Source organism: Bradyrhizobium sp. BRP22 (genome assembly GCF_020194175.1).
Taxonomy (GTDB): domain Bacteria; phylum Pseudomonadota; class Alphaproteobacteria; order Rhizobiales; family Xanthobacteraceae; genus Bradyrhizobium.
This window is the reverse complement of record NZ_JADYVX010000008.1, coordinates 243,891-265,237: the sequence shown is the minus strand read 5'-3', so window position 1 is coordinate 265,237 and position 21,347 is coordinate 243,891. Positions and strand designations below refer to the sequence as shown.

At 62.3% G+C, this 21,347-nt stretch carries 21 protein-coding genes; 7 read left to right on the top strand and 14 right to left on the bottom strand.

Going from position 1 to position 21,347, the window contains the following annotated elements; all coding sequences use genetic code 11:
* Nucleotides 1-1,455 carry a GntP family permease gene (locus I6F35_RS14050; RefSeq protein ID WP_225118257.1) on the top strand — a complete coding sequence of 485 codons (1,455 nt, stop codon included), beginning with the start codon at nt 1-3 and terminating at the stop codon, nt 1,453-1,455.
* Between the two features lie 20 nt (nt 1,456-1,475).
* On the opposite strand, the gene I6F35_RS14045 is transcribed toward I6F35_RS14050, so the two are convergent.
* Nucleotides 1,476-2,411 (bottom strand): AEC family transporter, encoded by a 936-nt coding sequence (locus I6F35_RS14045; protein ID WP_225118256.1) that lies wholly within the window; start codon nt 2,409-2,411, stop codon nt 1,476-1,478.
* Nucleotides 2,412-2,511: 100 nt separating this feature from the next.
* Between I6F35_RS14045 and I6F35_RS14040 the strand changes: the two genes are divergently transcribed.
* The 5 genes from I6F35_RS14040 to blaBJP all read left to right on the top strand — a co-directional run bounded on the left by I6F35_RS14040 (nt 2,512) and on the right by blaBJP (nt 8,130).
* Nucleotides 2,512-3,396, top strand: a complete 885-nt coding sequence (locus I6F35_RS14040) for a LysR substrate-binding domain-containing protein (RefSeq protein WP_225118255.1) — start codon at nt 2,512-2,514, stop codon at nt 3,394-3,396.
* Nucleotides 3,397-3,655: 259 nt separating this feature from the next.
* A complete protein-coding gene (locus I6F35_RS14035; RefSeq protein WP_225118254.1) occupies nt 3,656-4,807 on the top strand; it encodes a D-alanyl-D-alanine carboxypeptidase family protein in 1,152 nt (383 codons plus the stop codon).
* Between the two features lie 66 nt (nt 4,808-4,873).
* Nucleotides 4,874-6,445 carry a L,D-transpeptidase family protein gene (locus I6F35_RS14030; RefSeq protein WP_346283164.1) on the top strand — a complete coding sequence of 524 codons (1,572 nt, stop codon included), beginning with the start codon at nt 4,874-4,876 and terminating at the stop codon, nt 6,443-6,445.
* Between the two features lie 187 nt (nt 6,446-6,632).
* Nucleotides 6,633-7,163, top strand: coding sequence for a hypothetical protein (locus tag I6F35_RS14025; RefSeq protein ID WP_346283163.1), 531 nt, complete (start codon nt 6,633-6,635; stop codon nt 7,161-7,163).
* Nucleotides 7,164-7,242: 79 nt separating this feature from the next.
* On the top strand, nt 7,243-8,130 hold the full coding sequence (gene blaBJP, locus I6F35_RS14020; RefSeq protein ID WP_225118253.1) for a BJP family subclass B3 metallo-beta-lactamase: 888 nt from the start codon (nt 7,243-7,245) through the stop codon (nt 8,128-8,130).
* Between the two features lie 107 nt (nt 8,131-8,237).
* On the opposite strand, the gene I6F35_RS14015 is transcribed toward blaBJP, so the two are convergent.
* The 5 genes from I6F35_RS14015 to I6F35_RS13995 form a co-directional block, all read right to left on the bottom strand.
* Entirely contained in the window at nt 8,238-8,459 is a 222-nt protein-coding gene (locus I6F35_RS14015; protein ID WP_225118252.1) for a hypothetical protein, read from the bottom strand.
* 159 nt (nt 8,460-8,618) lie between these two features.
* Nucleotides 8,619-9,077, bottom strand: a complete 459-nt coding sequence (locus tag I6F35_RS14010) for a CDP-archaeol synthase (RefSeq protein WP_225118271.1) — start codon at nt 9,075-9,077, stop codon at nt 8,619-8,621.
* Nucleotides 9,078-9,187: 110 nt separating this feature from the next.
* A complete protein-coding gene (locus tag I6F35_RS14005; protein ID WP_225118251.1) occupies nt 9,188-9,409 on the bottom strand; it encodes a hypothetical protein in 222 nt (73 codons plus the stop codon).
* Between the two features lie 273 nt (nt 9,410-9,682).
* On the bottom strand, nt 9,683-11,722 hold the full coding sequence (locus I6F35_RS14000; RefSeq protein WP_225118250.1) for an NAD(+) synthase: 2,040 nt from the start codon (nt 11,720-11,722) through the stop codon (nt 9,683-9,685).
* Nucleotides 11,723-11,875: 153 nt separating this feature from the next.
* Entirely contained in the window at nt 11,876-13,048 is a 1,173-nt protein-coding gene (locus I6F35_RS13995) for a CopD family protein (RefSeq protein WP_225118249.1), read from the bottom strand.
* Nucleotides 13,049-13,102: 54 nt separating this feature from the next.
* Here I6F35_RS13995 and I6F35_RS13990 point away from each other — a divergent pair, with 54 nt between their 5' ends.
* Nucleotides 13,103-13,537, top strand: coding sequence for a hypothetical protein (locus I6F35_RS13990; RefSeq protein ID WP_225118248.1), 435 nt, complete (start codon nt 13,103-13,105; stop codon nt 13,535-13,537).
* Here the strand turns inward: I6F35_RS13990 and I6F35_RS13985 are convergent.
* From I6F35_RS13985 to I6F35_RS13950, 8 genes are all read right to left on the bottom strand, one after another.
* A complete protein-coding gene (locus tag I6F35_RS13985) occupies nt 13,534-13,866 on the bottom strand; it encodes a copper resistance CopC family protein (RefSeq protein ID WP_346283162.1) in 333 nt (110 codons plus the stop codon). The two genes, I6F35_RS13990 and I6F35_RS13985, sit on opposite strands and share 4 nt — an antisense overlap.
* Before the next feature lie 448 nt (nt 13,867-14,314).
* Nucleotides 14,315-15,061: an ethanolamine ammonia-lyase subunit EutC gene (gene eutC / locus I6F35_RS13980; RefSeq protein WP_225118246.1), complete on the bottom strand. Its 747-nt coding sequence runs from the start codon at nt 15,059-15,061 to the stop codon at nt 14,315-14,317.
* A 16-nt stretch (nt 15,062-15,077) separates the two neighbouring features.
* Nucleotides 15,078-16,469 (bottom strand): ethanolamine ammonia-lyase subunit EutB, encoded by a 1,392-nt coding sequence (locus I6F35_RS13975; protein ID WP_225118245.1) that lies wholly within the window; start codon nt 16,467-16,469, stop codon nt 15,078-15,080.
* Between the two features lie 9 nt (nt 16,470-16,478).
* Nucleotides 16,479-17,267: a histidinol-phosphatase gene (hisN, locus tag I6F35_RS13970; protein WP_225118244.1), complete on the bottom strand. Its 789-nt coding sequence runs from the start codon at nt 17,265-17,267 to the stop codon at nt 16,479-16,481.
* Entirely contained in the window at nt 17,267-18,202 is a 936-nt protein-coding gene (locus I6F35_RS13965) for a choline/ethanolamine kinase family protein (protein ID WP_225118270.1), read from the bottom strand. The genes hisN and I6F35_RS13965 overlap by 1 nt, the downstream gene beginning before the upstream one ends.
* A 122-nt stretch (nt 18,203-18,324) precedes the next feature.
* Nucleotides 18,325-19,290: a phosphotransferase gene (locus I6F35_RS13960; RefSeq protein WP_225118243.1), complete on the bottom strand. Its 966-nt coding sequence runs from the start codon at nt 19,288-19,290 to the stop codon at nt 18,325-18,327.
* Nucleotides 19,287-20,576: a Zn-dependent hydrolase gene (locus I6F35_RS13955; protein WP_225118242.1), complete on the bottom strand. Its 1,290-nt coding sequence runs from the start codon at nt 20,574-20,576 to the stop codon at nt 19,287-19,289. Before I6F35_RS13955 ends, I6F35_RS13960 begins: the two co-directional genes overlap by 4 nt.
* Entirely contained in the window at nt 20,569-21,330 is a 762-nt protein-coding gene (locus I6F35_RS13950; protein ID WP_225118241.1) for a DeoR/GlpR family DNA-binding transcription regulator, read from the bottom strand. The genes I6F35_RS13955 and I6F35_RS13950 overlap by 8 nt, the downstream gene beginning before the upstream one ends.
* Nucleotides 21,331-21,347 lie beyond the last annotated feature (17 nt).

Genomic DNA, 21,347 nt, shown 5'->3' with positions numbered 1-21,347 from the left:
ATGGGGCTTCTCGGCATTCTTGTCGGGCTTGGTGTATTGATCTGGCTCGCTTTCCGCGGCTGGAGCGTCCTGCTGCTCGCGCCGGTCGCCGCGCTGATCGCGGCAGCGTTCGACCGTCAGCCGCTGCTCGCCAACTGGACGCAGACGTTCATGAGCAGCGCGGCGGAATTCCTCGCGCAATTCTTTCCCATTTTTCTGCTTGGCGCCGTCTTCGGCAAGCTGATGGACGACAGCGGTGCGGTCGTCGCGGTCGCGAACTTCATCACCCGCAGTCTGGGCGAGCGCCGCGTCATCCTTGCCGTCGTGCTCGCGGGCGCATTGGTCACCTATGGCGGCGTCAGCCTGTTCGTCGCATTCTTCGTGATCGTTCCCATGGCCCAGTCGCTGTTTCGCAAGGCTGCGATTCCGCATCGCCTCGTGCCTGCGGCGGTCATTCTCGGCACCTCGACCTTCACCATGTCGGCGATGCCCGGCACACCGTCGATTCAGAATGCCATCCCCATGCCCTTCTTCGGGACGACGCCGTTCGCCGCGCCGGGCCTCGGCCTGATCGCGTCGACGATCATGCTGGGCGTCGGGCTATGGTGGCTGCTTCGCGCCGAGAAAGCCGCGCGTCGGGCCAATGAGGGCTACGGCGACGCGCCATCGCCAACGCCCGAAGCTGCAGTCGATGATGAATTATTGCGCGGCCGAGCGACAACCGCGCGGGAATTCGATCCGGCGGAGATCCGCCACGGGCACCACAGCGAAGCGGCGGCGCCGGTCCTCAACGCTATTCTTCCCTTGATCGTCGTCATCACCGTCAATCTTCTGATGTCGCTACTGGTCCTGCCGCGGCTCGACTTCTCATTCCTGGCCGAGCAGCGTTGGGGGAACACTTCGCTGGCTGCCGTCACCGGCGTCTGGTCAGTGATCGTCGCATTGGCGGCGGCGATCTCGACCGTCATCATCTGCAACTGGCCGCGGCTGCCGGCACTGCGGCAAACCATGGATGCCGGCGCCAATGCATCCGTGCTGCCCGCCTTGAGTGTCGCAAGCCTCGTCGGTTTCGGCGCTGTTGTCGCTTCCCTCCCCGCCTTCGACATGGTGCGGGATTGGGTGTTGGGCATCGAGGGCGGTCCGCTGGTGTCGCTGGCCGTCGCCACAAATCTGCTTGCGGCCTTGACAGGGTCAGCCTCCGGCGGCCTGACGATCGCGCTCGATGCGCTGGGTCAGACCTACATGACGATCGCCGCGCAGGCCGGGATTGATCCGGGGATCTTGCATCGCGTCGCAGTGATCGGCTCGGGGACCCTGGACATACTGCCTCACAACGGCGCCGTCGTGAGCTTGCTCGCGATCTGCGGCCTGACGCACCGAGAAAGCTACCTCGACATCGTGATGGTCGGAATCGTGAGCTCTGTCATCGCCCTTGTCGCCGTGATCGCAATCGGCAGCGTGTTCGGGTCGTTTTGACGCAATGCACGCGACGGAGACTATCCGGCCAAAGCGAGATATCCGCTCACGGTCAGAACCGATGCCGCCGTGGATGCAAGGATGACGTTGGACGTGATATCCGCCTCGCGCTGATAGAACTCCGCCAGCATGAAAGGACCTGTCCCGGTCGGGAGCGCGGCGAGCAGAACGGCAACATGGGTGAGCAACGGCGAGAGGCCGAACACGGCGGTCGCCATCACCCAGGTGACGGCCGGCTGCAGCACAAGCTTGAAGCTGACCAGAAGAGCTGCCGATCCGATGTCCTGCTCCTCGGTCTCCCGCTTCGCCGCGAGGAACAGTCCGAGCGCGATCAGCGCGCAGGGCGAGGCCGCGCCACCCAACAGTTTCAGGAAGCTTTCCACTGGATCGGGAACACTGAGACCGGCGAGCGGAATGATCGCACCGAGAGCAGGTGCGACAAGCAAGGGATTGCGAAGCAGCGAACCGCCCACCTTGATCAGGAGGTGCCTGCGCCGCTTTTCGGTTTGCAGGCCAGTCTCGATCAGCACGATCGCAATCCCAAAGAGGATGCAAACCGTGATGATCGTGGCAATGAGGGTCGGTGCCAGTGCGTCCCGGCCAAGCGCCACCAGCGCCAGCGGGAAACCGACAAAGCCAACATTCGCGTAACCCGCATTCAGTCCGTCGATCGCGGCATCGGCCAGGTGCCGCGGGCGACGCAGGCGAACGGCGATCGTCAGGCAGAAGACCAGCGCCGCGCCGACGCCGAATGCCGCGATGAAACCCGGCTGCCAGACGTCGGCCCATCGCGCGTGGGCGATGACGTCGAACAGCAGGGCCGGCAGCGCGAGGTAGACCACGAAGCGATTCAGCTCCGTCGAGGCGTGGAGCCGGAGGACGCCGATCCGGCGAGCGAGCCAACCAGCGAAGATGAGCGCGAAAATGGGTAGGACGGCGGAGAGGGTCGAGAGCATCGGGAAGCCTGGCTTTTGAAGATTGCCGGTTAGCCCTATCCCAGCGGCTCTGATATCATCTAATACTAATTATGGCTCCCATCCATACCTTTCCGGTATCATGATCGACATCAGGCAGATGCGCTATTTCGTGGCCCTGGCCGAGACGTTGCACTTCGGCCGCGCCACCGAACGCCTCCACATCAGCCAGCCGCCCTTAAGCCGGCAGATCGCGGCCCTCGAAAAGGAACTCGGCGTCCGCCTGTTCGAACGTCACTCACGGCGTGCGACGCTGACCCATGCCGGGCGGCGCTTTCTCGAAGACGCACGCGCGGTGTTGATCGGCTTCGACCAAGCCTGCCGCAACGCGCGCCTGGCTGAGCGCGGCGAGTTGGGCGAGCTTTCCATCGGCTTCATGATGCACGCGGCCTACACGGTTCTGCCGGGCCTGGCGCGGCGTCACATGGCCAGTCATCCCGGGGTGCGTGTCGAATTGCGAGAGGTCGTTCCCGCCACCCTGGCTGATGCCGTGCTGGCCGGTCGCTTCGATGCAGCCATCATGTTCAACCCCGGCCCCATTCGAGGCCTGGACACGTATACGATTTACCGCGAGCGGCTTTGCCTGGCCGTGCACTCCAGCCACCCTCTCGCCGGCCATGCGGTGATCCGCGCCAAGCAACTCAATGGCGAGCCCCTGATCGCTGTCCCGACCGACGTTGCACCGAAGCTGCGCGAGGCGATTGTCGCCTATTGTCGTTCCGGTGGCTTCGAGCCGACGTTCAGGCTGGAAGTCGCCCTTCAGCAGACGATCGTGAACCTGGTCGCGGAAAACCTTGGTATTGCCCTGGTGCCGCAATCCATGGGGCAGCTCGGCATCGCCAATCTGGTCCACCGCAAGCTCGAAAAGGCGCCTACCATCGAGCACGTGGTCGCCTGGCGGCCGGGCAATCTCAATCCGGCACTCCGGCCATTCCTTGAAGAGGCGCGGGCCGCCCTCGCTCCGTAACTGATGCTGCGGCTAACCGCGCTTCGATCGTTACAATCCAATTTAAATCTGCCTGGAAGGGCGGCGTCTTGCTACCAGCCAAACCTGACGAAGTCGCGGTACCGCTTCAGCGCCGCCGCGTTGCATCTCGGCAACAGTTCCGGAAAAAAGCTGACAACCTGCAGTTTCCGCCATTGTGCGTCCAAATCTTGATCCGAACAATCAACCTGCTTGGCTGTGCAGCTTGGCTCAAGTGGAGCCCCTTTGGAGGCTACGGGACATGAACGCGCGGCAATTTGCGACGGCAGCGCCGGCGCTATGCGGAACGATCGTTCTTGCAGGTTGGGTCGTCGCATCACTTGATGGCCTAGGTTCGGCCAGCATCGAGAACGCCGGTGCAATGCGGATCGAGGATCACCGCGCACCATCTCCCATCGCCGAAGCTGCGGACGCATCGCAGGTGACGGCAACGGGCAACGTCGCTGTCGCTGCTGCCGATGTGGCGGCGGCCGTGGAATCGGTGGTCGGGACGACCACCGATGCAACAGCGGCTCCGGATGCGCCGGAACCGATCGTCGAGGCCGCGCTGCCCGATTCGTCGCAGACGCTCGCGCCCGATACACCGTCCATGCAGGCGGCGACGGCGAACACGCCCGATCCTGTACCAAATGACGCCAGGGAGGCTGTGAGCCGCATCGAAATTCTCGATGAGTGCTTCGTGGTGGACATCTGCGTCGACCGATACCTGTGGGCGCTGTACCAGCGGACGCCCAAGGAGGACACCAACAAGGTGTACGAGCGGAGGAAAGTGACCGTCAGGAAGCGCGGCAAAACGGTGACTGTTACCAGGACCTTTACCAGGCTCGTCGATGCGGACTTTACGTGGAAGGATCCCAGGGCGGCGGAACGAGCCGGCATGCCGATGATGGACTACGTGATCGGAGGCATGGATCGGCGCTTCAAGCTGAAGCTGTTCCATACGCTTCACGCCGCGGAGCAGGCCGGGCTGTCGCCCGGCATAACCAGCGCCTTCCGCGATGACTATCGCCAATCGATCGCGAGCGGCCTGAAGGCGGCGAGCAACAGGTCATACCATGGCGGCAGCCTCCGCGGCGGCTATGGCCACGGGCTTGCGGCGGATATCGTGAGCGTCAAGGGAACGACACGGGCGCAGCGGTGGGTTGCCAGCGAAGCCCTCTGGAAATGGGTCGATGTACACGGGAAGGAGTTCGGAATCGGACGACCGTATCTCGATAGAGATCCGCCGCACGTGGCACCCATGGATGGTAAAGAATATATTGCTCGCCGCGGAACGAACGTTCGCCAGGCGGAAGCGGATATGAAGAAGCGCACCCGGCTGGTCATGCGGTACGATCGCGGCATATCGAAACGCACGAAAAACGCACGGGCGTCCAAGGGGAGAACGATCTAACCCCATTCAGCGTGCGCTCTAAGGACGCGGGCAGGCTCCGCCGAATTCCTCAATTGTGCCGCTCGAATGTCCCAGGAACCATACGAGTTCGGACCGAGCCGGCTGGTGCCGCAGATGGGGTGCATGATTTCTCGTTTTGTGGGATCGAAGCGCAGCCAAGCGCGACGGCGGGCAACGCATCTCATCATGGCCAGTCTGGCCGCGTTGGTCGCGGCCGGAGATGACGCAGGCGCCAGGGGCGGCCGGAGTGAACGCCGGATCGAAGCCGTCGAGTCGCGCATCGCCGGCGACCCGATCATGGCCATCGTTTCGCTCCAGGACCAGCGGATCATCGTCTATGACGCCAATGGCTGGATCCTGCGTGCGCCGGTCTCGAGCGGCCAGAGAGGACGCGAAACGCCTGCCGGGATCTTCAGCGTGATCCAGAAGGAAGCGGAGCACTACTCGAACCTGTATGACGACGCCTACATGCCCCACATGCAGCGCATCACCTGGTCGGGCATCGCGCTCCACGGCGGTCCCCTGCCCGGCTATCCCGCGTCGCATGGCTGCGTGCGGATGCCCTTCGATTTCGCGGCGCGCCTGTTCGAGGACACCCGACTCGGCCTGCGGGTGATCGTGGCGCCAACCGATGTGGCACCGATCGAGATTGCCCATCCGGCCCTGCTCAAGCCGAAGCCGGATGTCGCCGCTTTGGCCGCTGCCCGTCGGGCGGAGGCCGACGAGGCAACCGCAAAGGCGGATCAGGCAAGGCTCGCCGCCGCCAAGGCCTACCGGGAGTCCACGCAGGCCACGATGCCGGTGCGCGTTGCGGAAAATCTGAAGCGCAGAGCCGAGACGCAACTCGCGGCCGCCGAAAACGCGCTCGGCTCCGCCACCTCGCCTGAGTCAAGAGAACAGGCGGAGCGCGCCAAGGCGCAGGCGGTCACCCGAGTGGCCGAGTTGCAGGAACAATGGACCGCGGCAAAGGCCGAGCTGCAGCCGAAACTCGATGCCGTGACGGCTGCGCGTGAAGCCGCCCTCGCCGCGGAGAATGCACGGATCGTGGCAGTCGAGGCCGCGCGGCAGGCGACGCGCGAGCTCGAGCCGGTATCGGTGCTGATCAGTCGCAAGACCCAGCGGCTTTATGTCCGGCGTGCCTTCGAGCCCATCCTGGAGAGCCCGGTCACCGTCCAGGACGCCGATCGTCCGATCGGCACGCATGTCTTCACCGCCACGGCGCAGACCGACGGCAGCACGGGCGTTCGATGGAGTGTCGTTTCACTGGAAAGTGGCCGTCCGCACATCGCCACGGCTGAACTCGATGATCCGGCGCGCAGGCGTGGAGGTCATGAGATTGAGCCAAGGAAGACGGAACCAGTCAGCGCAATGGCCGCGCTCGACCGGATTGTCATTCCGCAGGACGTCTTGGATCGCATCGGTGGGGTAACACCGCGGTCGTCCTTGATCATCACCGACGAAGCCTTGAGTTCCGAAACCGGCAAAGGGACAGAGTTCGTGGTCGTCATGAGCGGCGAACCGCAGGGCGGAATCAAGATGCGACGACGCGCTCCGGCGAGCGAATTTCCCTATGCGCGGTCACGCGATCGCCGGCCATTCTGGAGCCCGCCATTCGCGGGTCCATTTTCCACGTGGTGAAGCTGCGCTTGTCGCAACGGCAACGGCACAAGCGGCGCCGCGCTGGCATTCGTGACATCCGGAGCATATAGTTTCGGAACAGTTGGCGGTCGCGCAGATGTACGTTCACTCACGCAAATCAGGTCTGGCATTCATGTTGGCGGCGCTCTGCCTAGGCGGGCCCGCAGCCCACGCCCAAGTTGCGCCCATGACCTATTGGACTCCCGGTTGGCCCCTCGGCTTTGACAATCTGGCCGTCGACCAGAGTTCGAGCACTTACGGCAACTTTCCGAGCTTTGACGCCGGCGACTCTCGTGGCGGCTTTTCCTATACGCGCTACAACTTCCCGAACGGCTGGTTCGTCGGCAGCGAACGTAGCGGCATGGGTTTCAGCGGCATCAACCAGTACGCAGCGTTTGGCAATTTCGGTTCGCTCTATACGGAAGGCGTGCAGTTCGGCTACAGCTTCAAGAACGCAGGCGGCTTGCCGCTGACGGTCTATGCCGGCTTCGACACTTTGAAATACAACACCGGCATCGGCAGCCCCTTCGCGCCCTTCGACTCGGTGTCCGGCACGCTGCCCGGCTATAGCGCGCATGCGGGCGTCGAGTTCCAGCCGGCGTCGAATATCAGCCTGTCACTCGGCGTCGGCTACGTCCAACAGTCGGGACGCATCGACAGCGACATCAATTCCTCCCTGCTGCCTGGCGCTTCTCCGTTTGCCTTCGGTCGCCGCTAACTGATGCTTGAGCCGGCCGCTCAAATCGCGCATCAATGCTCTCCGTTGCACACCACAAAAAACAAAAAGGGAGGCAATCATGAGAACGCTCACAGCCGCGCTGTGCGCTTTGGTGCTGTTCGCAACCGGCGCGCAGGCACAAACCGTCAAGGATTTCCTGGCGCTCGTCACCAAGAAATGGACCACGCCGTTTGAGCCATTTCAACTGATCGGCAACATCTACTACGTCGGCACCGACGGCATCGCCGTCTACATCATCAAGACGTCGCAGGGCCTGATCCTGATGGACACCGCGCTTCCGCAGTCCACCGGCATGATCAAGGACAACATCGCCAAACTCGGGTTCAAGCTCGGCGACATCAAGTACATCCTGAACACCCATGCGCATTTCGATCACACCGGCGGCTTTGCCGAAATCAAGCAGGAGACCGGCGCTCAGCTTGTTGCCGGCGAACGCGACAAGCCCTTGCTGGAAGGCGGATACTATCCCGGCGACGAGAAGAATGCCGACCTCGGCTTCCCGCCTGTGAAGGTGGACCGCGCCGTCAGGGACGGCGACAAGGTCACGCTCGGCGACACCACGCTGACGGCGCACGCGACACCCGGCCACTCACCAGGCTGCACGAGCTGGGAGATGACCGTCAAGGACGGCAATCAGGACCGCGAAGTGCTGTTTTTCTGCAGCGGCACGGTCGCGCTCAACAGACTGGTCGGCAATCCGACGTATGGCGGTATCGTCGACGACTATCGGTCGACCTTCGCCAAGGCCAAGGCGATGAAGATCGACGTGCTGCTCGGCCCGCATCCGGAAGTCTACGGCATGCAGCAGAAGTGCGCGCAAATGAAGGACGGCGCGCCGAACCCGTTCGTCAAGTCTGGCGAGCTTGCAACCTACGCGGCGGGACTCGAACAGGATTTCGACAAACAGTTCGCCAAGCAGACGGCCGCTCTCCAGAAGAGCAACTAGAGCGTTTTCGAGCGAAGTGGATCCGGTTCGCGTGAAGGAAACGCGTCAAAACGAGAATCTGGAGCTTCGGTTCTGATCCATCAGAACCGAAGCTCCAGACGCGCCGGTTATAGCGCCGTGCCGCCGCCGAACTTCGACGGATCATCGTAGCTCGGCGTGTCGTCAAGGTGCATCGGCGACCGATGCGCTTCGACGGCCCAACCCGGACCGGCGTAGACCGGTCCGGGTTGAACGATGACATGTCGCTGCTCGAAGTGGTGATGCATCGTCGCCGCACTGGCGGATGCAGACAGGCCGATCAACAGGCCCAAGGCCAAAAAAGCACGCATCGCGCTTACTCCAACGAACTTGCCGTCCGCTTTCGTCCGATGAAGTGCGCTTCGGTCCCCGTCGTCCCAAGGTGCACCGGCTTCACGATCGGTCACATCAGCGGCATCAAGAGCGGTTGCATCCGACCGGTCATGTCTCGCCGCTCGGCGAACTCGACGTCAATAAGGCTGATCGCGGATGTGCAGCATGTACAACACGCGGGAGATCAGCAGTTCGCCGACCAGAAAAATGCCGACACAGATGATGATGTCGCCCCATGTCAGCGATAGCGCGTTCTGACAGACCGCCAAGGGCAGGAGCGATTCCGGAATCTGGTCCAGCCCAATCGCCTGCGCGCTGGACGGCAATTTCAGACGACGCTTGGTGAAGCTGGAGAAGAGATCGCCGAGCATGGCAAGCCATGCGACCAGAGCGCCGGTGGCGACGCTCACGCCAAGCACGGGCGCGACCGCCGCGGTGACGGCCACGGAAAGGACGACGCCCCTGATCGTTTTCGACTGACCCAGCAACGGGCGGCCATCAACGAACTTCACGCCGGCATCCAGAGGAAATGCCAAAGAGGACCCAAATATTCGCTTTGCGATGACGGGCGTGCCGTTCGCGAAGGTCAAGAGCACGAGCGACTGCAGGATCGGCCAAACGTCCATCTCACTATCCTGCGCCACCGCACGTCCATTGACCAGATCAATGACCGCCGTCAAACCGCGCTATGGCAACGCAAGAGGCGTCAGTGGCGGCGTTCGGTCGCGGCCGCCTCGCGCGGCGTTGCGGCGTTGCCGTGTCGATTGTGATTGGAGCTGCGCGGGCCATTCCCTGCCGCCGGCAACTCGATAAGCGTGTGGCGCTGCTCCTTGGCGTCGAACACGGTTACATAAAGCTTCGGATGTCGCTTCTTGATGGTGATGGCGGCCTTCTCCGCCGCCTCGTAGCTTTCGTGCTCGGACTTCAATTGCCGATCGACAGCAACATGAAAAGGCTTGGTAAGCTGTGGCTTGACGGATTTTCGCGCCGAACTTGCGACGTTATTGGCGATCGGCGTTCTGATCGGCCCGGTTCGGGTCGAGAAACCTGTTTTCCGTGAGGAACCGCGTTGCTTGCTCCTGGGCATTGGTCGACCTTCTCGAGAACATGCCGGCATCTACAAACGGAAATCTCCGTTCGGCTGATCTTCCAGATCGATAACAACGCAAATCAGGCCCGCCGGTGCCTATTATCATTGTCATCAGGCGGGCGGAATGTTTCGCTCCAGATCCGCCAGCCACGCCGCGGCGCTGGCATCTGAGGGCGCGCGCCAATCGCCGCGCGGCGACAGGGAGCCTCCCGCCGAAACCTTGGGGCCGTTTGGCATCGCGGAACGCTTGAACTGGCTGAAAGCGAAAAACCGCCGCAGGAAGACCTCGAGCCAGCGCCTGATATCGGCGAGCTGATAGGCCTTCCGCCGGTCGGCTGGAAACGCGGCCGGCCATTCGCCCTTGGCGACGTCGTTCCAGGCATGCCAGGCGAGAAACGCGATCTTCGACGGCCTGAAGCCGAATCGAAGGGTATAGAAGAGATTAAAGTCCTGCAGTTCGTAAGGACCCACGGCCGCTTCCGTGCTCTGCGGCGTTTCGCCGGCCTGAACAGGCACCAGCTCGGGCGAGATCTCTGATGCGAGAATCGCTCCCAATGTCTTTGCGACTTCCTCGTCGAATTGTCCTGTCGCGATGACCCAGCGGATCAGATGCTGGATCAACGTCTTCGGCACGCCAGCGTTGACGTTGTAGTGCGCCATCTGATCGCCGACACCATAGGTGCACCATCCGAGCGCCAGTTCGGAGAGGTCGCCGGTGCCGATCACAATGCCTCCGCGATAATTGGCGAGGCGGAAGAGATAGTCGGTGCGCAGCCCGGCCTGCACATTCTCGAAGGTGATGTCGTAGACCGGCTCGCCCCGCCCCGCAGGATGATCGATATCCCGGAGCATCTGCGTGGCAGCGGGACGGATATCCAGCTCGCTGGCACTGACGTGCAGCGCCTGCATCAATGCTAAAGCGTTGGCTTTGCTTTGGCTTCCGGTCGCAAAGCCCGGCAGCGTGTAGGCGAGAATGTTCGATCGCGGCAATCCGAGAAGATCGATCGCCTTGGCGGCGACGATCAGGGCGTGGGTGGAGTCGAGTCCGCCCGACACGCCGATCACCACGCGTTTCGTGCCGATCGCCCGCAGCCGCTGCACCAGACCCGCGACCTGAATGTTGTAGGCCTCGTAGCAATCCTGGTCGAGGCGGCTCTGATCGCTGGGCACGAACGGGAAGCGCTCGACCTTCCTCGCCAGTCCGATGTCCGTCATCGGCGGCCGCAGCGAGTAGCTGACGCGCCGATACGCGCCGGCACTCTTCTGCCTTCGATTGTCGTCGAAGGTGCTCATCATAGAGCGTTCCTGACGCAGCAGGTCCAGATCGATGTCGGCGATCGTGATCTGCCCGTCCTGCCGGAAGCGCTCACCTTCGGCCAGCAGCACGCCGTTTTCGAAAATGGAAGTCTGGCCATCCCAGGCCAGATCAGTGGTCGATTCCCCGATTCCGGCTGCCGCATAGACATAGGCGGCAAGGCAGCGCGCCGAGCAGGATCGTGACAGCAGATCACGCGAAAGCGCCCGACCGATCGTGATCGGACTACCGGAGAGATTTGCGAGCACCGTCGCTCCGGCCAAAGCGAGCTCCGCTCCCGGCGTCACGGGAATCCACATGTCCTCGCAGATCTCGACGCCGACGGTCAGTCCCGGAACATCATCGGCCTCAAAGAGCAGGTCGACGCCAAAAGGAACCCGAACGTCGCCGATCGTGATTTCCGATCCAACCAATCCCGCGCCGGAGGCGAAGTGACGGGTTTCGTAGAACTCCCGATATGTCGGCAGATATGTCTTGGGAACGACGCCCAGAATGCGGCCGCGATGAATGACGACCGCGCAATTGTAGATCCGCGCGCCATGACGCAGCGGCGCGCCGACGATCAGCACTGTCATCAGCTCGGCCGATGCCGCGCGAATGTCCGCCAGCCCCCGCTCCACCGCATCCAGCAGCGGATCCTGCATGACCAGATCTTCGATCGCATAGCCGGACAGACACAGTTCGGGAAATACCGCTGCTGCCACCGACTGCCCGTGACAGGCGTTTGCCGTCTCGATGATCGCGGTCGCGTTGGCGGCCGGATCCGCCACGCGAGACACCGTGACGCAGGCGGCGACCCGGGCAAAACCGTGGCGGTAGATCGAATAGAAGCTCATGTGGCTCGGTTCCGTCTCGCGAGATCCAATGGCAAGACAACTCCCCACTCAATGCCGCGCGGTCAAGCCATCTCAACCGGTTTAGTCTATTCAAACAGAGCGCCGTGCCAAGCAGGTCTGTCGATGCCGCGAAACGTGAATTTGGCGCCTGGGTTAAGCCTCCCGATAATCGAGCAGGATCAGCCCGACGAGGATGAATGCCACGGGCCAGATCCAGGAGGCAATCCGGCTTGCCCTGCCGTCGAGACGCAGCTCCAGCCAGCGTGCCCATCCGGCGAGGATGCCGCAGAGCGCCAGAGGCGTGTGGCTCATCTCGATCAAGAGCTGATCCTTGATGTTGGCGATGGCATGGGAATGGGTCAGCAGCAGTGCGCCGCCGATCGCGGTGGTCAGCGGAAAGACCAAAGCCGCCTTGCTTTTCCTCAGTCCGCCGACCTGCACGCGCCATTCGAATAGACCGAACAGGACGATCAGCAGCACGAAGATACGATGCTGCGCGATCTCTGGATCGCGCAGCGATTCGAAAAAGCCGAATTGTCCCAGCGGCCACGCCGCTTCGTCGGCACGGAAAAACAGAAACGTCGCCATGGCAAGAAACAGCAGCGGCCAGTGTCTCGCCCAGCGGCCCCAACGAAAATGCTGGATCAAGGCGAGAAGGCCGATGAGGACGACGAAGATTCCCGCCCAATGGTGGTTGAATTCCGACCAGGCGACATCCGCTGCGTTGCGGGGCAGGATCGTGCCTTCGCCCGGGACATAGGCCAGTGGTGCCGTTGTGCGCTGCGCATCAGCCGCAGCGAGTTTCGTCTGCAATTCCGCGATGGTGAGCTTGTCGTAATCAGGGCTGGATAGGCGGATCGGAAAATGCGGCGTGAAGCGCTCGACGATCTCGGACCAGCTCACCCGGTCCTGAGATAGATCGACACCCGGCGGCAGCGACGTCAGGGAAGCGGCGGCAAAGATCACAGCGGCGCCGATCCCGATCTCCACTTCAGCGAACCGCTTCAGCCGTGTGATCGGCGTTGACGCATCGCGGCGCAGCCGATCGACGGTCAAGAAGTTGAAGGCGCCGAGCCCAAGCAGCATCAGCAGCAGGCAGACCTTCGCGCTCATCATGACGCCATAGGCGGTGCCGTAGATCGCTTCGAAGGAGCCGACATAGCCGAACGCCATTACGATGCCGCCGACGAGGATGGCGGCCACCGAAGCCATCGACATCACGGAATAGCGCCGTGCGATCAGCTTCCAGTCAACCGGATCGTGACAGAGATTGAGCGCAATCAGGAAGCAGGGCAGACCTCCGATCCAGACCGCGGCACCGAGCATGTGCAGCGCGCCAGAGAGGAGGTAGGGCCATCGCAGGTCGAGACGGCTTGCTGCGTGCGTGACCGAAAGCTGCGCGATCAAGATCACGGCAGCGAGGCCGACAAGAAAGAGAAGTCTTGTCGTTGTCCACGACCTTCTTGCAAGAAGAGCGATGAGAAAAGCACAAGCGGCGATCACGAGGTCCGCGCGTACGAAACCGGCTCCGGCGGCCTCTGCCCACGAAAGCTCGAGGGTGCCGACAAGCGCGGCGGCATTGAGCACGAGCGAGCAAAGCGTGAAGATGCCCAGGAGCAAGGAGCTGATCAGAAGAAATGTCCGGCAACGGCTGCCAATCTTGGCGCCCTCGGCGGAAAGCCAGGAGGTGAGCGGTTGCAGCAGCACAAGCAGGAAGGCGAGCGTGCCGAGCGTGAAGGTCTGGCTCGTGAGAATCAGACCGCGCAGAACGACGGACAGGAATCCGAAAATGTCGAGAAAGAGCGACAAGGCTAGCGCAGGGTGAACGGAATATCGCCGCGTGTGATGTGCCCGTCGACGCTGAGCACCTGCCAGCGCAGACGCCAAACGCCGGCATCGAGACCCTTTGCCTCCGCGTCCAGGGCGTCGGGCGCCGAGTCGGTTGCCGCCGTGAGCCGCTGCTGCGTCCCGCTTGGGCCGACCAGCGTCACTTTTGAACGGTCGTGATCAATCCGACTGTTGAACTGCAGATGGATCGCCACATTGCCGGCAGGCATAACCGCGTCAGCCGCGGGCGACGACTTGATCACGATGGCATGCGCCGTGGCCGCCTGGAGAGAAAGCAAGAGCAGGAGCAGCGCCAAGAATGGCAGCGGAGTTCTACGTCTCATGTGCAGCAACTATTCTTGATGACAAGGCATGCAGCCGTTCGGCGACTGTCATGACTTGGCTCGGTGAAGGAGTTCTACGAACCAGCTCAATATCGCGATTGACCGTGCGTGTTTGAATTCGGCCTCACCTATCCACTGAGTTATGGGTAAAGAGCGCGTGAGCTCTGTCGGGAGCGTTGAATCCGATCGCAGAGGAAGATCCCCACCATATCGAGATAAAAAAATGATACGGTATGGTTTTGTTATGTCAAGCCTTCGGGTTCACGCATTCACGGCCTTCTGCGGTTACGACCGTAACCGTTCAGATCAGTGCGGGCCACTTGGCGCGGAGCCGAGTACCTATGCGGTCTGCAAGGAGAAGCAGGGTTGGTCCCTTCTTCGGCAGACCTCGATATGGCAGAACTGGCTCCGCAAACCCGCTTCAGTCGCGCGGCAACTTCGCGACGGCATCCCGCAGGCCGACGCCGCTGGTGGCTGTCTTCAGCATATCCGTAACCAGCGACACTACAGCATCCGCAGCACTGTCGGCCCTCAGGCCGCCATCACGGATGTTGGAGATGCAGTTTCTCCTTGAATCAGGCGTACCCGCTTTCGGGGAGTAGGTGATGTAAGCTCCTAAACTATCCGCTGCCGAAAGGCCGGGTCGTTCTCCGATCAGCATGATCGCAATCCGGGCACGAACAATCTCCGCAATGGAATCGCCCAGCGCCACGCGCGCGAGCGACGCCAGGATCAGCGGCGCAATGGAAAGTCGTCGCGAGGAAAGACGTTCGACGATCGCTCGTGTCAGCGGCACGGCGTTGACGTCGATGGCGCTGGCAGACAATCCATCGGCCACCACGATCACGACATCGCAACCCGGACGGACCCCCGCCAGGCGTTCCGCGGATGCCGGAGAAAGCTTCCGGCCGAGATCAGGGCGCCGGATGTAGGTGCCGCGATCACCCGCCTCGCTTTCGACCTCGACCGTTTCCAGCCCAAGGTCGGAGAGGTTGGCGCGGAGTGAAGCCCAATCGACCGCAGACCAGACTGCCTGACGCGCGCGCGCATGATCGAGAAGGAACGATTGCGCGGCCCGCGTCGGCAGCCCCGCACCGAACCGCCCGAGCAACACCCGCGCGTCGGTCATCCGCCGCAGATCGACCGATCCTGTCCTTTCCTTCGGCAAATCACCCTTCGTCACGTCACGCTCCGAGCAGCCTGGCATCCGCCATATAGTCGGCGAGCTTCGGCGGCGCATCCAGAAGGCGGCCGGCCATATCGGTCAAGCCGACATCCACGAGCCAGCGCTCGAACTCCGGCGCCGGCGGCCGCTTCAGGATTTCGCGGCAGTAGACCGCGTCGTGATGGGCGAGCGACTGGTAGTTCAGCATCACATCGTCCGCGCCGGGAACGGTGATGACGAAGTTGACATTGGCCGCACAAAGCAGCGTGAGCAGCGCATCCATGTCTTCCTGGTCGGCATCCGCATGGTTCGTATAGCAGACATCGACGCCCATCGGTAAGCCGAGCAGCTTGCCGCAAAAATGATCCTCCAGGCCGGCACGGATGATCTGCTTGCCGTTGAAAAGATATTCCGGGCCGATGAATCCGACCACGGTATTGACCAGCAAGGGCCTGAACTCACGCGCAACCGCATAGGCGCGAGCTTCCATCGTCTGCTGGTCAACGCCGAAGTTCGCGTCGGCCGAAAGCGCCGCGCCCTGCCCGGTCTCGAAATACATCAAATTCGCATCAATCGGACCGCGCCCGAGGCTGCGTACAGCCTCATGGGCCTCCTTCAGCAGCGCCAGGTTGACGCCGAAGCCGTCATTGGCCTTCTGCGATCCGGCGATCGACTGAAATACGAGATCGACGGGCGCCTTCGCCGCGATCGCCTTGATGGCCGTCGTCACGTGACCCAGGCAGCAAGTTTGCGTCGGAATTGAAAGTCGCACGCGCAGTTCGTCCAGGAGCGCGACGATGCGCACATAATCATCCACGGTGTCGGTCACCGGATTTACCCCGATCACCGCGTCACCTGATCCCATCAGAAGCCCATCGATCGCGGAAGCGGCGATGCCGTAGGAATCATCGGTCGGATGGTTTGGCTGATTGCGTGTCGAAAGCCGTCCCTTCAGTCCGATCGTCGAGCGGAAGCGGGTCACGACCTCCCGCTTGGACGCCACGGAGATCAAATCCTGCAACCGCATGATTTTCGAAACCGCGGCCACCATCTCGGGCGTCAGGCCGCACGTCACCGCCTCAAGTTGCTGCTGGCCTGTTTCCGGCCTGAGCAGCCATTCACGGAATTCACCGACTGTCAGCGACGAGATGATCCCGAAAGCCGCCGGGTCATGGCGATCGACAATCAGGCGCGAGACTTCGTCGCTGTCGGCTGGGATCAATTCCTCGGCAAGGAACGTTTTGAGCGGAACGTCGGCGAGCGCCATCTGTGCGGCAAGCCGCTCGACCGGTCCGTCCGCGGCGATGCCGGCAAGCTGATCGCCCGATCGCTCGGGCGTCGCCTTGGCCAGCAGATCCCGAAGGTCGGTGAAACTGAAGACCGTGTGCTCGATCGTCGTCTTGTAGGGCATGACCGCTTGCTATCGGTTGATGAGGGCCAGCGCTTCCGCGTGAAGTTTCGGCGTGGCGGCCGCCAACACGCGGCCCTCGGAATGAATTGAAAGTGGACTTCCCTTCCAGTCAGTGATGCATCCCCCTGCTCCCTCCACGATCGGAACCAGGGCCATGTAGTCATATGGCTGCAGTCCCGTTTCCAGAACGATGTCACAATGCCCCGACGCGAGGAGACCATACATGTAGCAATCTCCTCCGAAGCGCCGCAAGCTGGCGGATCTCGAAAGCCGCTCGAACACCTCGGCATCCTCGTCTGCGAACATATCGGGCGACGTCGTATAGAAACGGGCATCGGCGAGGGTTTCGCAGGCGCTCGTCTGGATCAATCTGCCGCCGAACAGTGACAGGCCGGGCTTGGCCATCCACCGCTCGCCGGTAGCAGGGACGTCGATCAAACCACAGAAAGGCCGCTCCTCATAGGTCAGCGAGATCAGAGTGCCGAACAGCGGAAAGCCGGTGATGAAGCTCTTGGTGCCATCGATCGGGTCGATGATCCAGGTGAAGGCGTTGCCGCGCCTGACCCCAATCTCCTCCCCGATGATGCCGTGGTCGGGATAACGCGCCTCGATCCGCTCCCTGAGGTGTAGCTCGACAGTTCGATCGGCGATCGTTACCGGACTCGCATCGGGTTTGGAGATGACATCCAGCGGCGTTCGGAAATAGGACAGCACGATCGGCCTGACCGTGTCCGCGAGTTCGGCGGCGAAGGAAAGATAGACATCCGCATCGTCTGCCGCGACGGCAAGCTTGACCATCACAGCGCCTTCAGGAATGACGGCCAGCGCGGGTCGTAGATGATGGAGCGCGCCCGCATATGCTTCCATATGCCGTATTTGTAGAAGTCGAAATCCAGCGTTGAGATCCGGTTTTGCACCATCGCCCAGGTGCTCCACTTGATGTCGGCGAGCGCCTTGTGGACGATGAAGCGGGCGTGCCATCGCTTGTCATAGCGGCCGAAATATTCCTCGATGATTTCCTGTTCGACATCCTCCGGGAAGAAGTGCTCGCTGCTCCAGATTGCGAGGTCATAGAGCCGTTCATTGTTGGATGCATATTCGAAATCGATCAGCTTGACCGACTTGTCCTCTCCGACCAGGAAGTTCCCGGGCATCGGATCGTTGAAGCAAGGCACGAGATCGAGCCCGGAAGCCTCGAGAGCCGCGCGGGCCTGCTGGTACTGACGGTAGAGCCAGGCATGATCCTCGGGCCAATAGCCGCCGAGCTGTTTCACCTGGTCATAATGCTCCTCGATCATGTCGAACACGGTCTTGGTCAGCGGCAGCGGTGGCGCCTCATGCAGGCGGCGATATATCTTCACGACGGTGGCGCGAAAAGCCGGATCGACGAAATCGCGATGGGTCGACGCCCGCCGATCAGCGAGGAATTCGGAAACCTCGATGTCGAGATGATCGAGAAAGTCGAACGTCCTTGGCCCGACATCCATTGCTTCGGCTTGTTTGCTGGCCGCCCGCGCCGCGCGGCGATCGATGAACATCTCGGTGCCGCGCCCGGGGATCTTCACAAAGTATCCGACAGCGTCGCCGTCGACTCTCACGAGGAAATTGGTGTTGCTGATGCCACCTGACACTGGCCGATAGGACAGGCGGCAACCCTTCCAGGCCTCCACCTCAACGATGGCCGCCTCGAGCGTCCGCTCGGCATCCGACCTGGCCGCACCGATTTCAAGCATAACCATGCCTCGCTTCTTCTCTAGAGCATTTTCGGTTCTGATTGAATCAGAACCGAAGCTCTAGATTCTTGTTTGACGCGTTTTCTTCACGCGAACCGGTATCCACTTCGCTCGAAAACGCTCTAGAGTGATCGGACCCGTTCCTCGAAGCCCGGATGACCAAGCAGCATCCGGCAGCGCAGGAAGCGCCATCCCGCATATTTCAGGAATTCCAGGCCTAGAACCGGCGATCGTGCATTCTGCAGCAGGCTGCGAAGCGCCCAGTAGAAGTCGTCGGCGGCGGCATAGAGCCTGCATCGGCTGAACGCCTTCTCACTGAAGCGGCCGTCGTGCATCTCCAGAAGCGGCTTCATCTGGCTTTCGAACTGGTAGAGCTCGTTCATCTGCACGCCGAGCTGGTAATAGGGGTCGACGTCGCCGGCCATGTCGAAGTCGACCAGCATCATCGCCTCATTCGGACCAAGCATGACATTCGACGAATGAGGGTCTCCATGCGCCGGTTTCAGCTCGACACCCGCGGCAGCAATCGCCTCACGCATCGCGGTCATCCATGCCAGCATCCATTCCACATCGTCGGGGAGCATGGTGCCCGCCTCCGATACCAACGGCCAAAGCTGATCGATGCCATCGAAGACAGACCATGGGCGCCCGAACGGCTCGCCTGCGGCGATCACCTTCTGCATCTGGATGAGGCGGGCGGCCACGCTCTCCTGCATCAGGTCGTCGATCTTCGCGGCTCGCCAGCCCTCGCCGAGCCGGGTGAACAGCACGGCCCTTTCGCCGGGGACCCGCGCAATGGGCTCCGGCGACAGGCCAAGACCATGAAGACGATGCGCCGCTGCGAACGCCACATCGTCGTCGACAAGCTCGGCGACCTCATCAGCCCCGAGCCGAAGGAAGAAAGTCGCCACCTCCTCATCCGGCGCGACGTCGAACGAGGTCGACTCGACCGCATGATAGGATGGCGATGCGACAGGAGGCGCAGATGCCGCGTAGGTCGCGCGCGCGGCATCGACGAAAGGCAGGCTCTGGATGGCTCGCTCGGCGCGCGCCTCCAGGGCCGTCTGCGGCTTCCCGAGCGTCTTCATGCAGCCGGCCCTTTCAGACTAGCCGCCTGCAGCCCATCGCTCGCGATCGCATAGAGCATGTCCGCGAGAACCTGCGTCCCGAAAACCTGATCCTCGGTGCTAGTGAACTCGGTCGGATGATGGATCACGCCGTCGCGCGAACGCACCGCCAGGACGATCGAGGGGCAGACGCTGGACGTTGCCACCGCATCATGACCACCGATCGTATCCAGATGGCGCGCCGTCTCGCCGTAACCAGCGGCGGTTCGTTCGGCGAGCGAAATCAGCCCCGGAGCAAAACCGCCCGCCTTGCGTCGATCGATCGCCCTGACTTCGTATGTCACGCCGGCCTTCTCGGCCGCCGCCTCCATCCTGATCTTCATCTTCCGTTCCGCTTCAGCGAGGACTTCCGGCGAGCCGGAACGCAACTCGATGAAGAGAACGGCTTCAGATGGAACGGTGTTTGGCGAGTTCGGAAAGACCTCCAATCTGCCGACCGATGTGTGCAGGTCGAGGCCGTGCTCGCCGGCGATCTCCTTCAGGTCCGCAATGAGATAGGCTGCGCCGAGCAGGGCGTCCTTGCGTTTGGCCATCGGCGTCGGCCCCGTATGCGCCTGTCGGCCGAGGAAGGCGACCCGGTATTTGGTCGCTCCCCAGAAGCGCGTGAAGATGCCGAATTTTTCATTCGCCTCGAACAGCACCTTGTCGCCTTCGATATGAAGTTCAATAAGGGCGTCAGGAACCGCTACCTTGTCGCTGCCCGCATAACCGATCTGTTCGAGGGACTGGCGAACGGTGACTCCATCGCCATCCGCCCGATCGAGCGCCCATTCGAGTTCGGCCGCTCCGGCGAACACGCTGCTGCCGAGCAGGCTCGGCTGGAAGCGCGCGCCCTCCTCGTTGGTCCAGTTCACCACCTGGAAATTGCAGGCCGACAGCTTGTTCTCCGCCTTCAGACGCTCCGAGACGGCAAGCACAGCCTCGCAGGCCGAGACGACGCCGAGCGCCCCGTCGAAGCGACCGCCATTGGGCTGGCTGTCGATATGCGAGCCGACCATGACGACCGGCGCATTGGAGCCGGCAAGCGGCAGGCTGCCGAACTGATTGCCGATGGCATCGACCGCCTGGGTGAAGCCGTTGTCGGCGAACCAGCGGCCAAGCCAATCGCGTGCTGCGCCATCCTCCTTCGAGAGGGTGAGCCGGGTCATCGATCCATCCGGCCCGCCACCGAACGTCGACAATTCCTCCATCATCGCCTGAAGACGTGACGGATCGATCGGAGCGCGCTTCAAGGCAACCTCAGGCATAGATGATTTCCACGTTGGATTTGAGGAATTGGTCGGAGAAGTCCCTGGTCAGGAGGCCCCCTGTGATGACAGCATGTACGTCGCAGAGCCCGAACGTATGGATCGAACCGAGCCGGCCGAATTTGGAGCTGTCGGCGACGATCACCGACCGCTTGGCCTGTGCGCGCGCCACGCGGCGCGTGATCGCCTCGTCCTCGCCATAATCCATGAAGCCGCGTTCGGCATGGACGGCGCTGATGGCGATGATGGCCAGATCGAAGAAGTGCTCCTTCATCGCCGCCACGGTCTCCGGCCCGAAGGTTGCCTGATAGTCAGGGCGCAACCGTCCGCCGAGCACGCGCACGCTGGGCGTGGACAGATAGTAGAAGTGCGCCGCGACCGCGAGCGAGTTGCTCACGATCGTGAGGTCCTTGCGGGCCTCAAGGTGCTTCACGCAGGCAAGCGCCGTCGTCCCCTCGTCAACGAAGATCTTCATGCCATCCTTGACCAGCGCCGCGGCGGCTTCGCCGATCCGCGCCTTCTCCCGGGCACCGACGCGCAGGCGCTCGGCAAACGGCTGATCGCTCTCCTGCCGATCGATCACCGCGCCGCCATAGACACGGCGGGCAAAGCCCTGCGTCTCGAGTTCCCGGAGATCACGCCGGATCGACTCGTGACTGACCTTGAGGTGGTCGACCAGGTCCTTGACTTGAACCCGCTGCTGCTGCCGCAGCAGATCGCGGATCAATTCAAGGCGATGCTCCGTGAAGCTCATGGACGTTCCTCGATTGT